Annotated in this window: 14 protein-coding genes; 9 read left to right on the plus strand and 5 right to left on the minus strand. The window is 69.9% G+C overall.

Features of this window, described 5'->3' with window-relative positions; genetic code table 11:
- The first annotated feature begins 46 nt into the window (after positions 1-46).
- A complete protein-coding gene (ileS, locus tag AB0H49_RS25250) occupies positions 47-3,175 on the plus strand; it encodes an isoleucine--tRNA ligase (protein ID WP_357254823.1) in 3,129 nt (1,042 codons plus the stop codon).
- Between the two features lie 356 nt (positions 3,176-3,531).
- A complete protein-coding gene (locus AB0H49_RS25255; protein ID WP_355004266.1) occupies positions 3,532-4,044 on the plus strand; it encodes an NlpC/P60 family protein in 513 nt (170 codons plus the stop codon).
- Between the two features lie 21 nt (positions 4,045-4,065).
- On the opposite strand, the gene AB0H49_RS25260 is transcribed toward AB0H49_RS25255, so the two are convergent.
- Positions 4,066-4,953, minus strand: coding sequence for a UTP--glucose-1-phosphate uridylyltransferase (locus AB0H49_RS25260; protein WP_355004267.1), 888 nt, complete (start codon positions 4,951-4,953; stop codon positions 4,066-4,068).
- Positions 4,954-5,229: 276 nt separating this feature from the next.
- Between AB0H49_RS25260 and AB0H49_RS25265 the strand changes: the two genes are divergently transcribed.
- The 3 genes from AB0H49_RS25265 to AB0H49_RS25275 all read left to right on the plus strand — a co-directional run bounded on the left by AB0H49_RS25265 (position 5,230) and on the right by AB0H49_RS25275 (position 10,597).
- On the plus strand, positions 5,230-6,552 hold the full coding sequence (locus AB0H49_RS25265; protein WP_355004297.1) for a DNA polymerase IV: 1,323 nt from the start codon (positions 5,230-5,232) through the stop codon (positions 6,550-6,552).
- A 95-nt stretch (positions 6,553-6,647) separates the two neighbouring features.
- Entirely contained in the window at positions 6,648-7,148 is a 501-nt protein-coding gene (locus AB0H49_RS25270; protein ID WP_355004268.1) for a hypothetical protein, read from the plus strand.
- A gap of 185 nt (positions 7,149-7,333) precedes the next feature.
- Positions 7,334-10,597: an arabinosyltransferase domain-containing protein gene (locus AB0H49_RS25275; protein WP_357254826.1), complete on the plus strand. Its 3,264-nt coding sequence runs from the start codon at positions 7,334-7,336 to the stop codon at positions 10,595-10,597.
- Positions 10,598-10,751: 154 nt separating this feature from the next.
- On the opposite strand, the gene AB0H49_RS25280 is transcribed toward AB0H49_RS25275, so the two are convergent.
- Together AB0H49_RS25280 and rarD are read right to left on the minus strand one after the other, a co-directional pair.
- Positions 10,752-11,678: an ADP-ribosylglycohydrolase family protein gene (locus tag AB0H49_RS25280; RefSeq protein WP_355004270.1), complete on the minus strand. Its 927-nt coding sequence runs from the start codon at positions 11,676-11,678 to the stop codon at positions 10,752-10,754.
- A 252-nt stretch (positions 11,679-11,930) separates the two neighbouring features.
- Positions 11,931-12,851: an EamA family transporter RarD gene (gene rarD / locus AB0H49_RS25285; RefSeq protein ID WP_355004271.1), complete on the minus strand. Its 921-nt coding sequence runs from the start codon at positions 12,849-12,851 to the stop codon at positions 11,931-11,933.
- A gap of 134 nt (positions 12,852-12,985) precedes the next feature.
- Between rarD and AB0H49_RS25290 the strand changes: the two genes are divergently transcribed.
- Positions 12,986-15,409 (plus strand): cation-translocating P-type ATPase, encoded by a 2,424-nt coding sequence (locus tag AB0H49_RS25290; protein ID WP_355004272.1) that lies wholly within the window; start codon positions 12,986-12,988, stop codon positions 15,407-15,409.
- Positions 15,410-15,488: 79 nt separating this feature from the next.
- Positions 15,489-16,307, plus strand: a complete 819-nt coding sequence (locus tag AB0H49_RS25295) for a PhzF family phenazine biosynthesis protein (protein WP_357254829.1) — start codon at positions 15,489-15,491, stop codon at positions 16,305-16,307.
- Between the two features lie 49 nt (positions 16,308-16,356).
- Here the strand turns inward: AB0H49_RS25295 and AB0H49_RS25300 are convergent, their stop codons facing one another.
- Positions 16,357-18,411, minus strand: a complete 2,055-nt coding sequence (locus AB0H49_RS25300) for an MMPL family transporter (protein ID WP_357254831.1) — start codon at positions 18,409-18,411, stop codon at positions 16,357-16,359.
- Positions 18,412-18,549: 138 nt separating this feature from the next.
- On the opposite strand from AB0H49_RS25300, the gene AB0H49_RS25305 reads away from it, so the two are divergent.
- Positions 18,550-19,797: a sensor histidine kinase gene (locus AB0H49_RS25305; protein WP_357254833.1), complete on the plus strand. Its 1,248-nt coding sequence runs from the start codon at positions 18,550-18,552 to the stop codon at positions 19,795-19,797.
- The gene (locus tag AB0H49_RS25310) at positions 19,794-20,450 is read left to right on the plus strand and encodes a response regulator transcription factor (RefSeq protein ID WP_355004276.1); all 657 of its coding nucleotides are present in this window, start codon (positions 19,794-19,796) and stop codon (positions 20,448-20,450) included. The genes AB0H49_RS25305 and AB0H49_RS25310 overlap by 4 nt, the downstream gene beginning before the upstream one ends.
- 85 nt (positions 20,451-20,535) lie before the next feature.
- Here the strand turns inward: AB0H49_RS25310 and AB0H49_RS25315 are convergent, their stop codons facing one another.
- Positions 20,536-21,186, minus strand: a complete 651-nt coding sequence (locus AB0H49_RS25315; RefSeq protein ID WP_357254835.1) for a hypothetical protein — start codon at positions 21,184-21,186, stop codon at positions 20,536-20,538.
- Positions 21,187-21,203: the final 17 nt, after the last annotated feature.

Genomic DNA, 21,203 nt, shown 5'->3' on the forward strand with positions numbered 1-21,203 from the left:
ACTGATACGCGCCTGCGGCGCGGTGGCACGAGGAGACGCATCCGCGATGGCGGACGACAGCAAGAGCGCATACCCCCGCGTGGATCTGGGCGCAGGCTCCGGGGCGAGCTTTCCCGAGCTGGAAGAACGCGTGCTCGACGCATGGGCGGCCGACGACACCTTCCGCGCCAGCATCGAGAACCGTTCGGGTGCTGCCGAGTTCGTCTTCTACGACGGCCCACCCTTTGCCAACGGTCTGCCGCATTATGGTCATTTGCTCACCGGCTATGTGAAGGATTTGATCCCACGTTTCCAGACGATGCGCGGCAAGCGCGTCGATCGGCGTTTCGGATGGGACTGTCACGGCCTTCCCGCGGAAATCGAAGCGGAAAAGCAGCTCGGTATCACGGACAAATCACAGATCGACGCCATGGGGTTGGCGGAATTCAATGCCGCGTGCAAATCCTCGGTGCTGCGCTACACCGGGGAATGGCGCGACTACGTCACCCGCCAGGCTCGCTGGGTCGACTTCGACAACGACTACAAGACCCTCGATCTCGACTTCATGGAGTCGGTCATGTGGGCCTTCAAGTCGCTCTACGACAAGGGCCTGATCTACCAGGGCTTCCGCGTGCTGCCCTACAGCTGGTACGAGCAGACGCCGCTGTCGAACCAGGAGACCCGCCTGGACGACGCCTACAAGATGCGCCAGGACCCGGCCGTCACCGTCGACATGGCGCTGCGTGTGCCCGACGACCATCCGCTGCGCGAACTCGACGGCGCCAACGCGCTGATCTGGACCACCACGCCCTGGACCCTGCCGTCCAACCTGGCCATCGCCGTACACCCCAACGTGCGCTACGTGCACCTGAGCGCCGCTGACGGCAAGCGCTACCTGCTGGCCGCCGAGCGCGTCTCGCACTACGCGCGGGAGTTCGGCGAGGAGCCGCAGGTGCTCGGCGAGTTCGACGGCGCGGCGCTGGCCGGACTGTCCTACGCCCCGCCCTTCGACTTCTTCGTCGGCCACCCGAACGCGCACCGCGTGCTCACCGCCGACTACGTGACCACCGACTCCGGCACCGGCATCGTGCACCTGGCTCCCGCCTTCGGTGAGGAGGACATGGAGGTCGCGACGGCCAACGGCATCGAGATCGTGCAGCCGCTGGATCCGGGCGGCAAGTTCACCTCGATGGTGCCGCCGTACGAGGGCTTGATGGTCTTCGACGCGAATCCGGTGATCATCAAGGACCTCAAGGCCGCCGGAAAGCTGTTGCGGCACGAGACGATCGAGCACTCCTACCCGCACAGCTGGCGCTCCGGGCAGCCGCTGATCTACATGGCGGTGCCGTCCTGGTTCGTCGCGGTCACCAAGTTCCGCGACCGGATGGTCGAGCTGAACAAGCAGATCACCTGGGTGCCCGAGCACATCCGCGACGGTCAGTTCGGCAAGTGGCTGGAGGGCGCGCGCGACTGGAACATCAGCCGCAACCGCTACTGGGGCAGCCCGATCCCGGTGTGGGTCTCCGACGATCCGGCCTACCCCCGGGTCGACGTGTACGGCTCGCTGGACGAGCTCGAGCGCGACTTCGGTGTGCGCCCGACCGACCTGCACCGGCCCATGATCGACGAGCTGACTCGGCCGAACCCCGACGACCCGACCGGCAAGTCGACCATGCGCCGGGTGCCGGAGGTGCTGGACTGCTGGTTCGAGTCCGGCTCGATGCCCTATGCGCAGGTGCACTACCCGTTCGAGAACAAGGACTGGTTCGACGGGCACTTCCCGGGCGACTTCATCGTCGAGTACAACGGGCAGACCCGCGGCTGGTTCTACACCCTGCACGTCCTCTCGACCGCGCTCTTCGACAGCCCGGCCTTCAAAACGGTTGCGGCGCACGGCATCGTGCTCGGTGACGACGGGCTGAAGATGAGCAAGTCGAAGGGCAACTACCCGGACGTGAACGAGGTGTTCCACCGGGACGGCTCCGACGCGATGCGCTGGTTCCTGATGAGCTCGCCGATCCTGCGCGGCGGCAATCTCATCGTCACCGAGCGCGGCATCCGCGAGGGCGTCGGTCACGCGCTGCGTCCGCTGTGGAACGCGTGGAGCTTCCTGCAGCTGTACGCCTCGAAGCCCGGCGTGTGGCGCACCGATTCGCCGCATGTGCTGGACCGCTACATCCTGGCGAAGCTGGCGCAAACCCGCGATGTGATGACCGACGCACTGGAGGCCTACGACATCGCGGGCGCCTGCGAGGAGCTGCGCTCGTTCGCCGACGCGCTCACGAATTGGTATGTGCGCCGGTCGCGTTCGCGCTTCTGGTCGGAGGATCGCGACGCGGTCGACACCCTGCACACCGTGCTCGAGGTGGTCTCCAGGCTGGCCGCGCCGCTGCTGCCGCTGATCGCCGAGGTGATCTGGCGCGGGCTCACCGGCGATCGTTCGGTGCACCTGGCCGACTGGCCGAAGGAGGGCGAGCTGCCGGAGGATCCGGAGCTGGTCGCCGCCATGGACGAGGTGCGCACGGTCTGCTCGACGGTGCTCAGCCTGCGCAAGGCACAGAACCTGCGGGTGCGGCTGCCGCTGGCCGAGGTGACCATCGCGGCGGGCGACGCCGAGCGGTTGCGCCCGTACGCCGACATCATCGCCGACGAGGTCAACGTCAAGAAGGTCGACCTGACCACCGACATCGCCGTGCACGGTCGCTTCGAGCTGGCGGTGAACGCCCGCGCCGCGGGTCCGCGCCTGGGCAAGGACGTGCAGACGGTGATCAAGGCGGTCAAGGCGGGCGAGTGGTCCGAGGATGCCGCCGGTGTCGTCAGCGCCGCCGGAATCACCTTGTTCCCCGAGGAATACACCCAGCGGCTGGTCGCCGCCGAGCCCGAGTCCACCGCGGCGCTGCCCGGCAACGCGGGTCTGGTGGTGCTGAACTCGGTGGTCACCGAGGAGCTGGAGGCCGAGGGCTGGGCCCGCGACCTGATCCGCGACCTCCAGGAGACCCGCAAGTCGCTCGGCTTGGACGTCTCCGACCGGATCACCGTGGTCCTCGAGGTCCCGGCCGAGCGCCTGGCTTGGGCGCAGACCCACCGGGATCTGATCGCGGGCGAAATCCTCGCCACGGCACTCGATTTCGGCACCGTGGGCGCCGACGCCGCCGAACTCGCCGGTGGTGTGAAGGCCGCGGTCGCCAAGGCCTGAGCCGGTCGTCGGGGTGGGCGTCGTCGTCCACCCCGACGACGCGGCTCGACCGAGTGGCGGTCGAGACCATGCAGTGGTAGTGATCTAGATCACACGCTGGGAATTTGCTGGAAACCTCTCCTGTCTCCGAAAAGCCCGGCAGAATCGGGCGTGTTGCTGTTGGTGCGCAGATCGATCAGTGGTACCGCAGTGATCCTCGTGAGGCATGTTCTACCTGATGTGCGCTGTTCGGCGGGCTGTGAAGCCGGATAGGCGCGGAGGTCGGTGGCTCCACCCCGATGACGAGGGTGGCGCCGCGCGTCAGCGCGGCCGCTTGTCGCGGCCTGTTCGCCGGACCCACAGGAGAGGTGCGTTTCGTGATCAGAAAATCGTTGTGCCGGATATTCGCCGGCCTTGTCGTCACCGCGATCGTCACCCTGCTGCTCGCCGGACCCGCCTGGTCCGACACCGGCAGCGGCCCCGTTTCGGCGGCCGGTTCGGGCTCCGGAGGTTCGAGCGCCTCGGCGGGTCTGCCGCTGCCCAGTCCACGGGGCCTCGCCGCGCTGGCCATCGCCACGACCCAGACCGGTAAGCCCTATGTATGGGGCGGCACCGGCCCGCACGGCTGGGACTGCTCCGGGCTCGTCCAGTGGGCGTTCCGGCAGGTCGGCGTCGACATGCCGAGGACGACCTGGCAGCAGGCGACGGCGGGCACCGCCGTGCCGGTCCGCGCGATGGCGCCGGGCGACGTCGTCGTGCTGAACGACGACGGCTCGCACGTCGGCATCTACGCCGGCTTCGGGCAGATCTTCAACGCCTACGGTCGCGGCGTCCCGGTCGGCCTCGCGCCGCTCCGGAAGTTCACCATCTACGCCGTCCGCCGGTTCTGACGGCGCGAAAACCGTTGCGGTTCAGGCGAGGTGATCGGTGGCCAGACCGCGAAGCAGCGGACCGTACTCCGGATGCGCCAGCGCCGAGGCGAACTGGGCGACCAGGTAGTCGCCGGGATTGCCGGTGTCGTACCAGCGGCCGCGAATCACCTGACCGAACACCGGATTCTCCGCGGCGTGCACGTTGATGGCGTCGGTCAGGTAGACCTCGCCGGTGCGGTGCTCGTACCAGGCCGCGGTCTGCCTGCGCAGCTCGTCGACGATGCCCGGGGTCACCACGTAGCCGCCGATGGCGGCGTAGGCCGAGGGCGCGTCTTCGGGCTTGGGCTTCTCCATGAGGCCGGTGATGCGCAGCAGGCCGTTGCCCTGATCGTCGGCGACGACCGGGACGCCGTAGCGCTTGGACTCGGCCGGGTTCATCGGCATCAGCGCGAGCACCGGCGCCGCGGTGGCCTCGTAGGCGTCGATGAGCTGCTGTGCGCGCGGCACCTCGGCCACGAACACGTCGTCGGGCCAGAGCACGAGCATCGGCTCGTCACCGGCGTTGCGCGCGGCGTTGAGCACCGGGGTGCCGTTGCCGTAGGGGCCGTGCTGGTCGAGATAGGTGATGTGGCCGAGGCGGGACAGTTCCCCGACCTCCTCGACGGCGTCGGCGTAGGCGGTCTTTCCGTCCGCGCGCAACTGCGCGACGAGGGCCGGATTGGGGCGGAAGTGGTCCTGGATCAACGACTTTCCGCCGCTGACCACGATGGTGATGTCGGTGATGCCGGAGGCGACCAGCTCGCGGACGGTGTGCTCGATGACCGGCTTGTCGCCGACCGGCAGCATCTCTTTCGGGATGGCCTTGGTCAGCGGGAGCAACCGGGAGCCGATACCGGCCGCCGGGATGACTGCCTTACGGATCTTCATGGGTCCGATCATCACATACGAACCGGCGGGCAAGGCGCGATCCCCGTCGTTCGTTGCCGTGTCGAAAAACCTGGCGCGCGAGGTATCGGCCCAGGTCAAGGCTGCTGGATCGCGGTGTCGGCGGCTGCCGGGACGCTCCGCAGATCCGCAGCAATCGATCAGGCAACACCCAGCCGCCGCGGCGGCGAACATGTCGGTGAGTTGGCGTACATTCCGGTCGTGCGGACGGATCGGGCGACGGAGAACGCGGCGGTCGGCCGCACCTTCAAGCGCTGGGTGCTGCACATAGATATGGACGCGTTCTTCGCCTCGGTCGAGCAGCTGACTCGCCCGACGCTTCGCGGCCGACCGGTGCTCGTCGGCGGCACCGGGGGACGCGGCGTCGTCGCGGGGGCCAGCTACGAGGCGCGGGTCTTCGGCGCGCGTTCCGCGATGCCGATGCACCAGGCCAAGCGCCTGGTCGGGGTCACGGCCGTGGTGGTGCCGCCCCGCGGGGCGGTCTACGGGGTGGTCAGTGGGCGGGTGTTCGAGGCGCTGCGCAGCCGCATCCCGGTGCTGGAGACGCTCTCGTTCGACGAGGCGTTCGGCGAACCGGAGGAGCTGGCGGGCGCCGACGCGGAGCGGGTCTACGACTTCTGCGCGGAGTTGCGCGCGCTGGTGCGCGAACGCACCGGTCTGGTCGCCTCGGTCGGCGCGGGCAGCGGCAAGCAGCTCGCCAAGATCGCCTCCGGCCTTGCCAAACCCGACGGCATCCGGGTGGTCGCGCCCGACGAGCAGCAGGCACTGCTCGCCGGGCTGCCGGTGCGCAAGCTGTGGGGGATCGGCCCGGTCGCCGAGGGCAGGCTGCGTTCGCTCGGCATCGAGACGGTCGGCGCCTTCGCCGCGCTGCCCGAATCGGAGGTGGTGTCCTTGCTCGGCGGCAGCGTCGGGGCGGCGCTGCACCGGCTGGCCCGCGGCATCGACGACCGGCCGGTCGCCGAGCGCGCCGAGGCCAAGCAGATCAGCGCCGAGAACACCTACGAGACCGACATCGTCACCTTGGCCCAGCTGCGGCCCGCGATCGAGACCATGGCCGCGGCCGCGCACGCCAGGCTCGGCAAGGACGGCCGGGCCGCGCGCACCGTGGTGCTGAAACTACGGAAGTCGGATATGAGCGTGGTGACGCGCTCGTTCACCCTGCCCTACGCCACCACCGACCTGGCCACGCTGACCACCGCCGCCCAGCGGTCGGCGATCGATCCCGCCGAGCTCGGCCCGATCCGCCTGGTCGGCGTCGGCTTCGGCGGGCTGTCCACGGTGCGGCAGGAATCGCTCTTCCCGGAACTGGATCAGAGCCCGGTCGACGACACGCTCGATCCCGAATGGGAACCGAGCGAGCCAGCGCCGCCCGCCGCCGAGCCGAGTCCGTCCGCGCGCCTCTGGTACCCGGGAATGGATGTGGCGCACCCGGATTACGGACACGGGTGGGTGCAGGGAGCGGGGCACGGCGTGGTCACCGTGCGCTTCGAGACCAGTTCGACAGGGCCGGGCCCGGCGCGTACCTTCAGCGCCGACGACATCAGTCTGTCCCGGGCGGATCCGCTCGGCAGTCTCGACTGACCGGTAGCCTGATGCCTCGGGCGGTGCCGCCGGTTCTTGGTGGACGCTGCCGCGGTTACGACACGGACCCCTCCTCGAACGCAAAGGACGAGCAGTTGAAGCTTCGTACGACTGGACGCATCGCGATCGCTGGCCTCGCCATCGTTGCCACCCTGGGCCTGACCGCCTGCGGCGGCGACGATTCGAGCGACACCGCCAAGACGGCCAAGACGACGACCAGCGCCAAGGCGACCACCGCTCAGGCGAACCTGCCCGCGGTGCCCACCGCGGCGGAGCTGAACACGCAGCTGCAGAAGGCGCTCGACCCGGCGGTGCCGAACGAGGAGAAGCTGGCGATGATTCAGGGCGCCGAGGCCGATCCCGAGCTGCCCGCCCGGCTGTCCGAGGCCTACAAGGCGACCGGCGCCACCGTCGAGGTGACCGAGGTGACCGCGTTCGGCGACACCATCAACGCCAAGGCCAAGATCGTGCTGAACGGCCAGGAGAACATCGCCGACGTGCCGTTCGTCGCCGAGGACGGCAAGTGGAAGGTCCAGAAGGCGTGGGCCTGCCAGATGCTGACCGCGCTCGGCCAGCAGTCGGCCGCCTGCGCCTGATCCGCGGTGTCGCGGCCCGGCCCGAATCCGGGCCGCGACGATCCCGCTTCGCGGCGGCCGAGTCGGTCCGCCGAAGTGATGCGTGGGCGAGAATCCGCAGATCAGCCGCCTGATTCGCCCGTGGAACCGCGCTCGGAACAGGCTTCGGGTTTCGCTCTCAGTTTCGATCGTTACTATCTGGCCTCGTGGCTGACACTATGGTGTGGGCGGGGCAGCCGTCCGTCGAGGATCCCAGACCCGGGACGGCACAGCGGAATACGAGCGGGGGATGGGCGCGGCCCGTCGCTTTGCTCGCGGCGTTGATCGGCGCGCTGTGCGCGGTGGCGGTGCCCTTGCTCCCGATCCGGGTGGACGAGGCGACGCTGTCCTGGCCGCAGGCGGGTTCGGCGCGCAGCGTGGAGGCGCCGCTGGTGGCCTACGCGCCGTCGGCCTTCGACGCCACCCTGCCGTGCGCGGCCATCGGGCAGCTGGCCGTCAACGGCGGCACCCTCGCCGCCACCGCGCCAGACGGCGCGCCGGACCGCGAGCGCTACGGCTTCCTCGCACGGGTGACCACGCCCACCGCCGACGCATCGGCCCGGCTCGACGTCATCCTGCGTAACCAAGCGCTGCTCAGCACGCCAGTCGATCAACTGCCCGCCGGGTGCGAACTCGCCGTGCACGCCGACACCACCCGGGCGACGGTGACCATGCCGGGATTCACCGCCCCCGGCTTCCCGGTGACGCTCGACGGCGATTTCCGCCCCCAGCTCGTCGGCATCTACAGCGACCTGGCCGCCGCCGACGGCGCGACCGTCACCGCGGCCCTGGACACCCGCTTCACCTCCAGCCCGACTCCCGTCAAACGGGCCGCCATCTGGCTCGCCGTGCTGGCCACGATCGTCGCGCTGGTCGCCCTCTATCGGATCGACCGCGAGGACGGCAGGCGAACCCGCCGCCTGCTGCCGCAGCGCTGGTGGACGTTCTCGGTGCTGGACGGCGTGGTGCTCGGCGTGCTGGTGCTCTGGCACTTCATCGGCGCCACCACCTCCGACGACGGCTACCAGTTCGGCATGGCCCGCACGTCCGGTGCGGCGGGCTACATGTCCAACTACTTCGCCTACTTCGGCGTCCCCGAGAACCCGATCGGCACACCGTATTACGACCTGATCCGGATCATGGCCGAGGTGACGACCGCCAGCCCGTGGGTGCGCCTGCCCGCGCTGGCCTGCGGTGTGCTGCTGTGGCTGTTGCTGAGCCGCGAGGTGGTGCCGCGCTTGGGCGTGGCGGTGCGGCACGACAAGATCGCGCTGTGGACCGGCGCGCTCGGCTTCCTCGTGGTCTGGCTGCCCTACGACAACGGCCTGCGTCCCGAACCGCCCGTCGCGCTGGGGCTGCTGCTCACCTGGTGTTCGGTGGAGCGCGCGATCGCCACCCGGCGGTTGCTGCCCGCCGCGCTCGCGGTTCTGGTCGCGGCGTTCACCGTCACCGCGGGTCCGTCCGGCCTGATCTGTATCGCCGCGCTGCTGTCCGGCCTGCGTCCGGTCGCCAGGATCGTGATGGACAAGGTCGGCTCGGGCACCGTCCGGCAGCGCGTACTCGGTTACCTGACACTGCTCGCACCGCTCGGCGCGGCCGGTGCGCTCGTGCTGGCGATCGCGTTCGCCGACCAGCCGCTGTCCGCCACCTTGGAGATGCAGCGGGTGCACCACGACATCGGTCCCGACGTGCCGTGGTTCCAGGAATATCTGCGCTACCAGTACCTGTTCCAGGGCGAGGTCGACGGTTCGGTCGGTCGCCGGATCGGCATCCTGGCCATGCTGATCGGCATCGTGGTGTGTGTCGCCGTGCTGTTGCGCAAGGGTGGGCGGATTCCGCTGACCGCCGCGGGCCCGTCGCGGCGCATCCTCGGGACGACGGCGGGCGCCCTGTTGCTGATCATGGTCACGCCGACCAAATGGACCCACCACTTCGGCGTGTTCGCCGGTGTCGCGGGCTGTGTGGCGGTGCTGACCGCGATGGCGGTCGGCCCCAAGGTGCTGCGGTCGCCGCGCAACCGCGCGCTGTTCGCCGCGCTGATCGCGTTCCTGCTCGCGCTGGTGTTCTCCGGGCCCAACGGCTGGTGGTACGTCTCCGCGTACGGCATGCCGTGGTGGGACAAGCCGCCGTCGGTGGCCGGTCTGATGCTGAACGACCTGTTCCGGGTGGCAGCGGTCGCGCTGCTGGCGGTGGCCGCCTGGTGGCATGTGCACGCCCCGGAACCCGGTACCCCGCAGCGGGTTTCGCGGTTCGGGTGGCGGGTGTCGCTGCTTCCTCCGTTGACCATCGCGCTCGCGCTGCTGGTGGTGTGGGACATCGCGTCCTTCGCCAAAGCGGCGGTGGCGCAGGGCCAGTCGTTCTCGCTGGCGCGTTCGAACATCGAAGCGGTGACCGGCAAGCCGTACGGGCTAGCCGGTCACGTCCTGGTCGAGACCGATCCGAACGAGGGCATGCTCGCGCCGCTCACCGGTGACGCGCAGAGCACGCTCGCGGGCAACGCGACCGGGTTCACGCCGGGCGGAGTGGCCGAGGACCTGCGGCCGGACGACGAGGGCAGCAGTTCGACGGGCAGCATCGCCGACGCGCTCGCCACCAAGTCCTCGTCGGAGGACGAAGCCGGAACCGCTACCGCCGCATTGCCTTTCGGCCTGGACCCGGCCCGGGTCCCGGTGCTCGGCAGCTACCGTTCCGGTGACGCGGGCCCGGCCGAGCTGACCACCGGCTGGTACCGGCTGCCCGATCCGGGCGACCGCGCCGGGATCATCGCGCTGAGCGCCGCGGGCCGCATCTGGTCGGTGGACGCCGACGGTGTGGTGACGCCCGGCCAGTCGTTGCAGATCGAGTACGGCGCAACGGATTCCGTGTCCACGGCGCAGCCGATGGGCCGGGTCGTCCCGATCGACATCGGACCTGCGCCGTCCTGGCGCAACCTGCGGGTGCCGTTCGCCGACATTCCGGCGCAGGCCGACGTCATCCGTCTGGTCGCTGTCGACCGCGATCGCAATCCGAAGCAGTGGCTGGCGGTGACGCCGCCGCGGGTGCCGAAAACCAAGACGCTGAACGAAGTGGTAGGCACGACGCCCGCCCTGGTGGACTGGATGGTCGGGCTGCAATTCCCCAATCAGCGGCCGTTCGATCATCGAGGCGGCATCGCCGAAGTCCCCGGCTATCGCATCCTGCCCGACCGCTCCGGGGCCGCCGTCACCAACCTGTGGCAGAGCCACGACGGCGGCGGTCCGCTCGGCTGGACCGGAATGCTGTTGCGCGCACGGTCATTGGCCACATATCTGAACGAGGACTGGGACCGCGACTGGGGTGATCTCCAGCTGTTCACGCGGATCGATGACAGCGCCGTTCCGGCCGAACCCGCGATCACCCAGCGCGATCACTCCGGGCTGTGGAGTCCGGGGCCGATCAATACGAACTACTGAGCTCGACCGGCGCGTCCCACGAGAGTTAGGTCGGCGCGGACCGTGGTCCGCGCCTCGGGGTCGGCCCGCTCGGGGCGCGCCGCCCGGAACTGTCAAAGTCGCAGCCGTTGCCGATTCACCAGGGATTTGTTGGCAGCGACGGGTATCCGGCGTCTCAGGCGTTGCTGTTCGCCGTGACGATACGTGTGGCGAGGGCGACCAGGTCCTCGCCGGTCAGGCCGGGATAGCCGTGCAGCTTGGTGCGCCAGCGGACGGGGACGGCGGAGGCGCCCCAGCGGGCGCCGAGCAGCCCGCCCGCGATGGCGGCCGTGGTGTCGGTGTCGCCGCCCGCGCGGACGCAGAGTTCGAGCGCCAGCGGGAGATGTTCGGGGCCGGAGGCGTCGGCGGTGGTGATCGCCCACCAGGCGGTCTGTAGCGCGTGCACGACCCAGCCGTTGTTCGGAAAGTGCGCGGGCGCGCCGTTTTCGGCCTGGTCGAGCAGCCGGTTCCAGTAGTCGGCGCTGTCGGTGGCGGCGACGTACTCGCGGACGCCGTCGAGGGTCGCGGTCAGCACCGCGTGGCGGACTGCGTAGGTCCAGATCTTGCACGCCTCGACGGCCTGCTGATCGTGATGGGTGAGCAGGCCGACCGCGCCCGCCATCCGCACGCACCCCGCGGCGTCGTCCAGGTAGGACAGCGCGATCGGCGCGGTGCGCATCAGCGAACCGTTCCCGCCGGTCAGCCCGTCCAACGACATGGCCTGCTGATGCATGGCTCGCGCCGAGGCCGGTCGCGCGGCGAGCACCCGGTTGGTCTGGACGCCGATGTCTTTCGGGTCGGAGTCGTACCACCGCACGAAACCCGCTGCCACCGCGTCGAGTTCGAGTCCAGGCCCGTCCGCGGCGGCTTGGGCGATCGCCACGGCCATCGCGGTGTCGTCGGTCCATTCGCCGGGCTCCCAGCGGCAGGCCCCGCCGCCGATCATGTCGATCTCCTGCTCCGGTCCCGGCCGGGTGAACTCGTATCCGGCGCCGAGCGCGTCGCCCGCCGCGGTGCCGAGCAGCACACCCGCCGCCCTGTCGAGTCGCCCGTCGTCCAGCATCGTGAAAACCTTTCCGGTCCCGCGTCGATCGCGGCAAATGTATCGGGTTGCCGCGTGCGGGCCCGCTGTCGAATCGGACAAGCGTCGGCCGCGTTCTCTGTGCCGATACGACGAAAGTCCGGTCAGGGCGGCCGGTTCGGTGCACGGCGGTCGTGCTCTGCCTGCCTGTGCCCGCCCGATGGCGGTCGAGACGCGCACTCGAATGCCTCCTCACGAAGGGCAGTGGCGGGGGGCGGCGGGGTGGCGCCGCACTCAGGGGGCGGGCGTTTCGGCGGGTGACACCGGAGCCGGTGTGCGGCGACCGAGCCGGGCGCGCAGCAGCGCGTCGGCGGTGAAGATCGCCAGCGCCGCCCAGATGAGCGCGAATCCGGCCCAGCGGGACGCGGGCATCGGTTCGTGCACGACGGCGACGCCCCAGGCCATCTGGAGCGCCGGGGTGAGGTATTGCAGCAAACCCATGGTGGACAGTGGAACTCGTTGCGCGGCGATGGCGAACAGCAGCAGCGGCACCAGCGTGACCGGCCCGGTCGACATCAGCAGCGCGGCGTGTCCCGCGCCGGAGGTGAACTCGCTGCGGCCGGTGAACAGCAGTACGAGGACGAACGCGAGGGCGAACGGCGCGGCGACGATGCCCTCGGCCGCGATGCCGCGCAGCGCGTCGAGCGGTATGACCTTCTTCACCAGCCCGTACAGCGCGAACGAGCAGGCGAGGGCGAGGGCGATCACCGGCGGCCTGCCGTAGTCGACGGTGAGCACCGCGACCGCCGCCGCGCCGAGCCCGAGCGCGGCCCACTGCGCCCGCCGCAGCCGCTCGCGGAAGATGATCACGCCGAAGCCGACGGTCACCAGCGGGTTGACGAAGTATCCGAGCGCGCACTCCACCACGTGCCCGGAGGTGACGCCGTAGACGTAGACGCCCCAGTTGATCGAGATCGCCGCCGAGGCGAGCGCGGCCAACCGCCAGGTCCGCGCGTCGATGCTCGCCATCTCGCGCAGCCGTCCGGTGACGACCAGCACGGCGAGCACCACCACGAGCGTCCACAGGATCCGCTGCGCGAGCACCTCCACCGGGCTCGCGAACGCCAGCAGACCGAAGAACGCGGCGAACAAACCCCAGATCAGATAGGCACTGGTGCCGAAGGCAACACCGGGGATGGATCTGATTCGCCGCACCGTGCCAGGTTAGTGGGCGAGCGTTGTTCATGGGATGAATTAACGGTGCGGCGGGCTGTGGATGGTCTGGAGTTGTCCACAGCCCCGCGCACGGCCGAAGCCGATGCGGAAGTCCGCCTACTACGCTGACGACCATGTCGATAACCGTTCAGGCATCGGGCGCCACCGGACTCACCACGGCGGAGGTCGAGCAGCGTCGCCGCGACGGGCTCACCAACGACGTGCCGGACCGGGCCAGCCGCTCGGTACGCGACATCGTCCGCGCCAATGTCTTCACCAGGATCAACGCCATCCTCGGTGTGCTGTTCATCCTGGTGCTGTCGACCGGTTCGATCATCGACGGCATGTTCGGTCTGCTGATCGTGGCCAACAGCGCGGTCGGCATCATCCAGGAGATCCGGGCGAAGCGGACGCTGGACCAGCTGGCCATCGTCAGCCAGGCCAGGCCGACAGTGCGCCGCGACGGCGTCGCGCACGAGGTCGCGCCGAAGGACGTGGTGCTCGACGACCTGATCGAGCTGGGTCCCGGCGACCAGATCGTGGTGGACGGCGTGGTCGAGGAGTCCGCGCTGCTGGAGATCGACGAGTCGCTGCTCACCGGCGAGGCCGACCCGATCGACAAAGCCATCGGCGCGGAGGTGATGTCCGGCAGCTACGTGGTGTCCGGCTCCGGCGCCTACCGCGCCACCAAGGTCGGCCGCGACGCCTACGCCGCGAAGCTGGCCGAGGAGGCGAGCAAGTTCACCCTGGTGCACTCCGAGTTGCGCAGCGGCATCGACAAGATCCTGAAGTTCATCACCTACCTGTTGATCCCCGCCGGTCTGCTCAGCATCTACAACCAGCTGTTCTCCAGTGGCGAGAGCTGGCGTCCCGCGGTGACGGGCATGGTGGCCGCGCTGGTGCCGATGGTGCCCGAGGGCCTGGTGCTGATGACCTCCATCGCGTTCGCGGTGGGTGTGGTGCGGCTCGGCCGTCGCCAGTGCCTCGTCCAGGAGCTGCCCGCGATCGAGGGCCTGGCCCGCGTGGACGTGGTGTGCGCGGACAAGACCGGCACGCTGACCGAGAACGGCATGCGGCTGTCCGACATCAAGATCATCGACGGGTTCGACGATGGCGAGGTGCGCAAGGCGCTGGCCGCGATGGCGGGCGACGACCCGCGCCCCAACGCCAGCGTGCAGGCCATCGCCGAGGAGCTGACCGATCGGCCCGGCTGGCAGTACACCGCGGTCGCGCCGTTCTCCTCGGCCAAGAAGTGGAGCGGCTTCTCTTACGGCGAGCACGGCGACTGGCTGCTCGGCGCACCCGACGTGCTGCTGGACCCGGGCTCGGAGGAGGCGCGCACGGCCGAGGAACTCGGCTCCTCGGGTCTGCGCATTCTGCTGCTCGCGCAGAGCGACCGTCCCGTGGACTCGCCCGACGCGCCGGGTGCGGTGCGGCCCGCGGCGCTCGTCGTGCTCGAGCAGAAGATCCGGCCCGATGCGCGCGACACGCTCGATTACTTCGCCAGCCAAGACGTGTCGATCAAGGTGATCTCCGGCGACAACGCCGTCTCGGTGGGCGCGGTGGCCTCCTCGCTCGACCTGCCCGGCGGTGATCACGCCGTCGACGCGCGCCGGTTACCCGAGGACCGTGAGCAACTGGCCGACGTGCTCGAGCACGAGACCACCTTCGGCCGGGTCCGCCCGGATCAGAAGCGCGCCATGGTCGGTGCGCTCCAGTCGCGCGGTCACACCGTCGCGATGACCGGCGACGGCGTGAACGACGTACTGGCGTTGAAGGATTCCGACATCGGCGTCGCGATGGGCGCGGGCAGCCCGGCGACCCGCGCGGTGGCGCAGATCGTGTTGCTGGACAACAAGTTCGCGACGCTGCCCTACGTCGTCGGCGAGGGCCGCCGGGTGATCGGCAACATCGAGCGCGTCTCGAATCTGTTCCTCACCAAGACCGTGTACTCGGTGCTGCTCGCGTTCTTGATCGGTCTGGCCGGCGTCGGCTCGCAGATCTTCGGCTACGAACCGATCGGCTATCCGTTCCTGCCGCGTCACGTCACCATCGCCGCCTGGTTCACCATCGGCATTCCGGCATTCATCCTCTCGCTCGCCCCGAACAACGAGCGCGCGCGCACTGGATTCGTCTCGCGCGTCATGCGTTTGGCGATTCCGTCCGGCGTGGTGATCGGCGTCGCGACGTTCGTGGCGTACCTCATCGCCTACGCGGGACCGGAAGCCAGCGAGACACAGAAGGAGCAGGCGGGCACCACCGCGCTCATCACGCTGATCATGATCGCGGTGTGGGTGCTGGCCATCGTCGCCCGGCCGTACGTGTGGTGGAAGGTGGTGCTGATCGCGGCGTCCATGGCGGCCTACGTCGTGCTGTTCACGGTGCCGTTCACCCGCGAGTTCTTCAAGCTCGACCCCTCCAACGTGGCGCTCACGACCTCGGCGTTCGTCTGCGGCGCCATCGGCATCGTGTTGGTGGAGGCGATCTGGTGGATCAGTGCCGCGCTGCACGGTGAGCAGCGCAGGCTCATCCCGGCCACGCCGGGCGGCAGCGCGTAAACCTCGCCCACCTGCCCGGTTTCGGCGCGAGAAGCCTTGTGCGAAGCGGTCATTCGGGGTTGGAGTACCTTCTCCGAATATGGAGGTACTGCTGCACCAGATCGACGCGTTCGCCGACGCACCGTTCTCGGGCAATCCGGCGGCCGTGATGCCGCTGACGTCGTGGTTGCCGGATGAGCTGCTGCAAAATCTGGCCGAGGAGAACAACCTCGCCGAAACCGCCTTCTATACCTCGCAGTTACCTCCGGAGGCGGTCGGCCCGCCCGTGGATCATCCGGTGTTCCACCTGCGCTGGTTCACTCCGGCGGCGGAGGTCGACATGTGCGGGCACGCCACCCTGGCCGCCGCGGCCCAGGTCTTGGAGGACATGCATCCCGGCGCCGACCGGGTGAGCTTCTTCACCAGGAGCGGCTGGCTGCACGTCGACCGCACCGACGACGACGAGTACATCCTCGATCTGCCGACGGTCGCGTCCGTCGAGGTGGAGCCCGACCCGGCGCTGGTCGCGGCGTTGGGGGTGACGCCGGTGCGCGCCTTCTCCGGCACCGACGAGGTCGTCGTCCTCGCCTCGGAAGACGAAGTGCGCCGGGCACGTCCGCTGCTGAGCGCCTTTCCGCCGCTGCCGCGCGCGGCTGTTCTCACCGCCCGAGGCACGGAAGTCGATTTCGTCTCACGGGTTTTCGCGCCCGGTCTCGGCGTGCCGGAGGATCCGGTCACCGGATCGGCGCACGCCCAACTGGTTCCGCTGTGGGCCGCCGAGTTCGGGCGCACCGAACTGACGGCCCGTCAGCTGTCCCGCCGCGGCGGCGCGCTGCGCTGCGCGCTGGTCGATGATCGGGTTCTGCTGCTCGGTCGCTGCCGCCGCTATCTCGACGGTGTGGTCACGCTGCCCGATTGACCACATCCGGCTGGCTCTCGTCGAAACGAGAGCCAGCCGCCTTCGTGTTCTACCGTGCCGCCACCGTCTCCGGTTCGACAGACGCGGACGAGACGAGGGGTCGCGACATCCGGGACGGCCACCACACCCGGTCTCCCGCGATCAGCGTGAGCGCGGGAACCAGGACCGATCGAACCAGCACGGTGTCCAGCAGGACGCCGAAGGCCACCGCGAACCCGAGCTGGGCCAGCGAGACCAGCGGCAGGGTCACCAGCACCGCGAAGGTGGCGGCCAGCACGATGCCCGCGGAGGTGATCACGCCGCCGGTGACCGAGAGGCTGCGCAGGATGCCCTGCCTGGTGCCGTGCCGCACCGACTCTTCCCTCGCCCTGCTCACGAGGAAGATGTTGTAGTCCACGCCGAGGGCGACCAGGAAGAGAAACGCCAGCAGGATGAGGCCGGAATCCAGGCCGTCGAAGCCGAAGAGGTGCTCGAAGGCGAAAACGCTTGCGCCGAGCGCGGATCCGAACGACAGCACCACGGTGAGCACCAGTCCGATGGGCGCAGCGAGCGACCGCAACAGCAGCCCGAGGACCGCGGTGACCACGAGCAGCACCAGCGGAATCACCACCCACCGGTCGCGCGCCGACGCCGTCGCGATGTCACGGTTCGCCGCGCTGGGGCCGCCGACCACCGTGCCGGGCGCGACCTCGCCGAGGGTGTCGCGCAACCGCTCGATGGTCGCGTATTCGGCGGTGGAATCGGCCGGGTCGCGCGGGATCGCGACGATCTCGCCCGCGGTCAGCCCGGACCGTCCCGCTTCGACCGCGCCGATGCCGGGATCCGCCGCGACCGCCGACATCGCCGCGTCGCGAACGCCGTTGGGCGCGAGGATCAGCAGCGGCGTGCCCGCGCGGTCCGGGAAGTGCGCGGCGATCAGCGACTGCCCCTGGACGGATTCCGGTGTATTCACGAACTGTTCGGCCCGGCCCAGCGAGTCGGTGTTGCCGAGCAGGCCGAGGCTCAGCAGTGCCAGCACCGCGACCGAGGCGAGCGCGGAGAGCACCGGCTTGCGGGCGATGGCCGCACCGATCCGGTCCCACATCGTTCGGGCCGTGGTCGTTTCGGTCCGCACTCGGGGCACCCGAGGCCAGAAGATCCACCGTCCGCACACCACCAGCAGGGCCGGGAACAGTGTCACCATCACCGCGAGCGTGCACACGATGCCCGCCGCGCCCACCGGACCCATGCCCGCGGCGTTGTTCATGTCGGCGGCCAGCAGGCACAGCAGCCCGAGGCTGACGGTGGCGGCGGAGGCCGCGATCGCGGGCACCGAGCGCCGCAGCGCCGCCACCATCGCCTCGCCCACCTCGATGCGGCGGTGCAGTTCCTCGCGGTAGCGCGCGACGATCAACAGCGCGTAATCGGTGCCGACGCCGAACACCAGAATGGTGAGCACCGCGGCGCTCTGATCGTTGACGGTGACGTCGAATGCCTTGGCCAGCCCGTAGACCGCCGCCATGGACAGCACGTTCGCCCCCGCGACGGCGGCCAGCGGCACCAGCCACAGCAGCGGGCTGCGGTAGGTCAGCAGCAGGATCCCGGTGACCACGAGGGCGGTCACCAGGAGCAGTCGCTCATCGATGCCCTCGAACGCGCCCTCGAAATCCGCTTGCAGCGCACCGGGTCCGGCGACCTGGACGGTGAGTCCGCCGGGATGCTCGGCGACCGTCGCGCGGAACTCCTCGATGTATTCCGCCGACTCACCGTGTGATTCGCCGACCGCGACCGGAAACAGCAGCGCCGCACCGTCGTCGGAAGACAGTGGCCGCTCGGGTCCGCCCAGCACGCCGTACTTCGAGCGCAGTGCGGCGTAGTGCGCGGCGGCGGTGGCTCGGTCGGCCTCTGTGACGCCGTTCGCGCGGTGGTACACCACCAGGAACACATTCTCGGTGCCGCCGGGCAGGGTGGTCTCCAGTTCGGCCGCCATCGTCGACTGTGCCGAGGCGGGAAGATAGTCGATCTCCCGATCGGATTTCACATCGTCCAACCCGCTCGCCCACGGTGTCGACGCGGCGAGCACCGCGATCCACAGGCCGATGAGCAACCACGCTCTGCTCTTCATCCCCATCACTGTCTCCTCGTTTCGGACATGCCAAGCAGCGTCGCGGGAAGGCGGATCGAAAGCGTCCGCCCCCGAAGGCTGTTGGAGATACGCCGCGCGGAGTACGCCGGGCGCGGTCGGCTGCCGGAGAATGGCGGGATGAACAGACGGTGGGTGGCCGACGGTGCGCTGGCCGGTGCGCTGGTGGTCGTCGAGCTGATCGCCGCGGGGCCGCTGGCGGGTCCGCGGCCACTGGACGCCTTCGGTGCGGTGCTGCTCACGTTGTCGACAGCGGTGCTGGTGGCGCGCCGAACCTGGCCGCTCGGGGTGTTGTTCGCGCATCTGGCGCTGGTGATTCCCTACCACGCCAACGAATTTCCGCACGAGGCCGTCGTGCCCGCGACCATCGTCGCGCTCTACACGGTGGCCAGGTACGGCAATCGGGCGCGCACGGCACTGGTGATCGCGGTGGTCCTCGTGTTCGGCCTCGGTGGAATCCTGCTGTCGCGCACCGAAAACGAGAACACGGCGCTGCAAGCGTTCGGCGCCGTCGGCTGGATCGTGCTGGCCTGCGTGGCTGGCGAGGCCGTGCGGCTGCACCGCGCCTACATCGCCGAGGCACTGGACCGGGCCGAACGCGCCGAACGCTCGCGCGATGCCGAGGCGCGCAGGCAGGTGGCGGAGGAACGGCTGCGCATCGCCAGGGATCTGCACGATCTGCTCGCCCACACCATCACCGTGATCCAGGTGCAGGCCGGGGTGGCCGCGCACCTGCTCACCGAAGGACGGGCCGAACGAGCCACCGTCGTCGCCGCCCTGGACACCATCGCGGACGCGTGTGCCGACGCGCGTGCCGAATTGGCCGCGACCGTCGGCGTGTTGCGCACCCCGGGCGGGGAGCCCCGCGGCCCGCTGCCCGCGCTGGCGCAGCTGTCCGCGCTGGCCGAACCGGCCGAGGCGGCGGGTGCGGTGGTGGAGTTCGAGACGCTGGGCGAGGTGCGTGCGCTCGCGCCGACCGTCGAGATGGTCGCCTACCGGATCGTGCAGGAGGCGCTCACCAACGTCGCCAAGCACTCGCGGGCCACCCGCGCGTCAGTGCTGCTCGACTACCGGGCCGATCGGCTGATCGTGCGCGTCACCGACGACGGTCACGGAACTTGCGACGGGGCCCCGGGTTTCGGCGTTCGCGGCATGGTCGAGCGAGCGGAGGCCGTCGGCGGTTCGCTCCGGACGCTCGGCACGGACGCGGGGTTCGCCGTGATCGCCGCGCTGCCGATTCCGGGAGTGCCGGAAGAGGGTGGGGCGGTGGATGCTTCGTTGGCCTCGGCCGCCGACGCGCGACGGGACGGCGCGCGGGAATGGGCGAGCGGCATCGATCGGAGCGAGACCAGCGGAGTCGCTTCGTGATCCGGGTGCTGCTGGCCGATGACCAGGCGCTGGTGCGCGGGGCGTTCGCGCTGTTGGTCGCGTCCGCGCCCGATATGACGGTGGTGGGGGAGGCGGCGACCGGGCGCGAGGCGGTGGCGTTGGCTCGTGCCGAACGGGCCGACGTGGTCGTGATGGACATCCGCATGCCGGATCTGGACGGCATCGCCGCGACCACGTCCATCGCCGCGGACGAGAACCTCGCGGGCGTCCGGGTGCTGGTGCTCACCACCTACGACACCGACGACAACGTGCTCGCCGCCCTGCGCGCGGGCGCGAGCGGGTTCCTCATCAAGGACACCAAGCCCGCCGCGCTGCTGGACGCGATCCGCACGGTGGCGGCCGGGGAGGCGCTGCTGTCGCCGAGCGCGACCGCCGCCGTCATCGCGCGGGTCAGGTCCGCGCCGGATCCAGCGCCGCGCCCGACGCTTGGCACGCTCACCGACCGCGAGCTCGACGTGCTCGTCCTCGTCGCGCGCGGTCTGACCAACGCCGAGATCGCCGAGACCCTCGTGCTCAGCCCGCTGACGGTGAAGACCCACGTCAGCCGGATCCTGGCGAAACTGCTCGCCCGCGACCGCGTCCAGCTCGTCATCGCAGCCTACGAGGCGGGACTCGTCACGCCCGCCACCTGAGAACCTCTGCGGTGCACAAGCTCGACCAGATGCGCGCACTCGGTGTGCAGCCCGTCGCCACGAACAACCCGGCGCTGAATCTCGGTCAGTTGTCGGGGACCGGGGCGTCGTCCGGTCCGGGGACGACGGTCTCGGTGTGCTCCGGCAGCAACGGGTTCACCGCGAAGTGGCCCGCCACGGCGTCGGCGGGCAGGGCTTCGACCGCGCGGATGCCGTTGGCGGCGGCCAGGTTTCGCAGCTCCGGGAGGGTGCCGCGGACGACGAGGCCGACGGTGCAGGCGCATCCGGCCCGCAGGCGGGAGATGGCGACCGTCATGACCCGCGTGTAGCGCTCGTCGATCGGCCCGGTTTGCTCCAGTTGGGCGAGCAGCTGCCACGCGGCCGCGTCGGCGGAAGCCACGGCGCCCGCGTCGCCCGCGGGCACCTGCACCGCGACCAGCGGCGTCTGCACACGCGGTATCGGAACACGGTGCAGCACTTGGCCGATGCGGAGACCGCCGCTGTGCGCCGGAATCGCCTGCGGCGCGATCGGTTCGGTGAACGAGACCAGCGCCCAGTGCTGCTCGGTATCGGAACCGGAGAGCGAATCGCGCGCTCTGACAAGGTAGTCGGCGACCGGCTCGGCGCGGTCCGGGCCGAGCCGATCGGTGCCGACGCCGAGCTCGCGCGGCGGATTCAGCGCACCGAGCACGGCCATGAAACCGATGACGGCGACCGCGAGGATTCCAGCGAGCACGGCCCGCAGCACCCGAG

It is taken from the genome of Nocardia sp. NPDC050713 (assembly GCF_040654315.1).
GTDB lineage: Bacteria > Actinomycetota > Actinomycetes > Mycobacteriales > Mycobacteriaceae > Nocardia.

Excerpts from the sequence above, each read along its gene's own strand:
- AB0H49_RS25300 (WP_357254831.1), bottom strand. The coding sequence starts at position 18,411 with ATGAAGAGCAGAGCGTGGTTGCTCATCGGCCTGTGGATCGCGGTGCTC.
- ileS (WP_357254823.1), top strand. The coding sequence starts at position 47 with ATGGCGGACGACAGCAAGAGCGCATACCCCCGCGTGGATCTGGGCGCA.
- AB0H49_RS25295 (WP_357254829.1), top strand. The coding sequence starts at position 15,489 with ATGGAGGTACTGCTGCACCAGATCGACGCGTTCGCCGACGCACCGTTC.
- AB0H49_RS25290 (WP_355004272.1), top strand. The coding sequence starts at position 12,986 with ATGTCGATAACCGTTCAGGCATCGGGCGCCACCGGACTCACCACGGCG.
- AB0H49_RS25260 (WP_355004267.1), bottom strand. The coding sequence starts at position 4,953 with ATGAAGATCCGTAAGGCAGTCATCCCGGCGGCCGGTATCGGCTCCCGG.
- AB0H49_RS25280 (WP_355004270.1), bottom strand. The coding sequence starts at position 11,678 with ATGCTGGACGACGGGCGACTCGACAGGGCGGCGGGTGTGCTGCTCGGC.
- AB0H49_RS25305 (WP_357254833.1), top strand. The coding sequence starts at position 18,550 with ATGAACAGACGGTGGGTGGCCGACGGTGCGCTGGCCGGTGCGCTGGTG.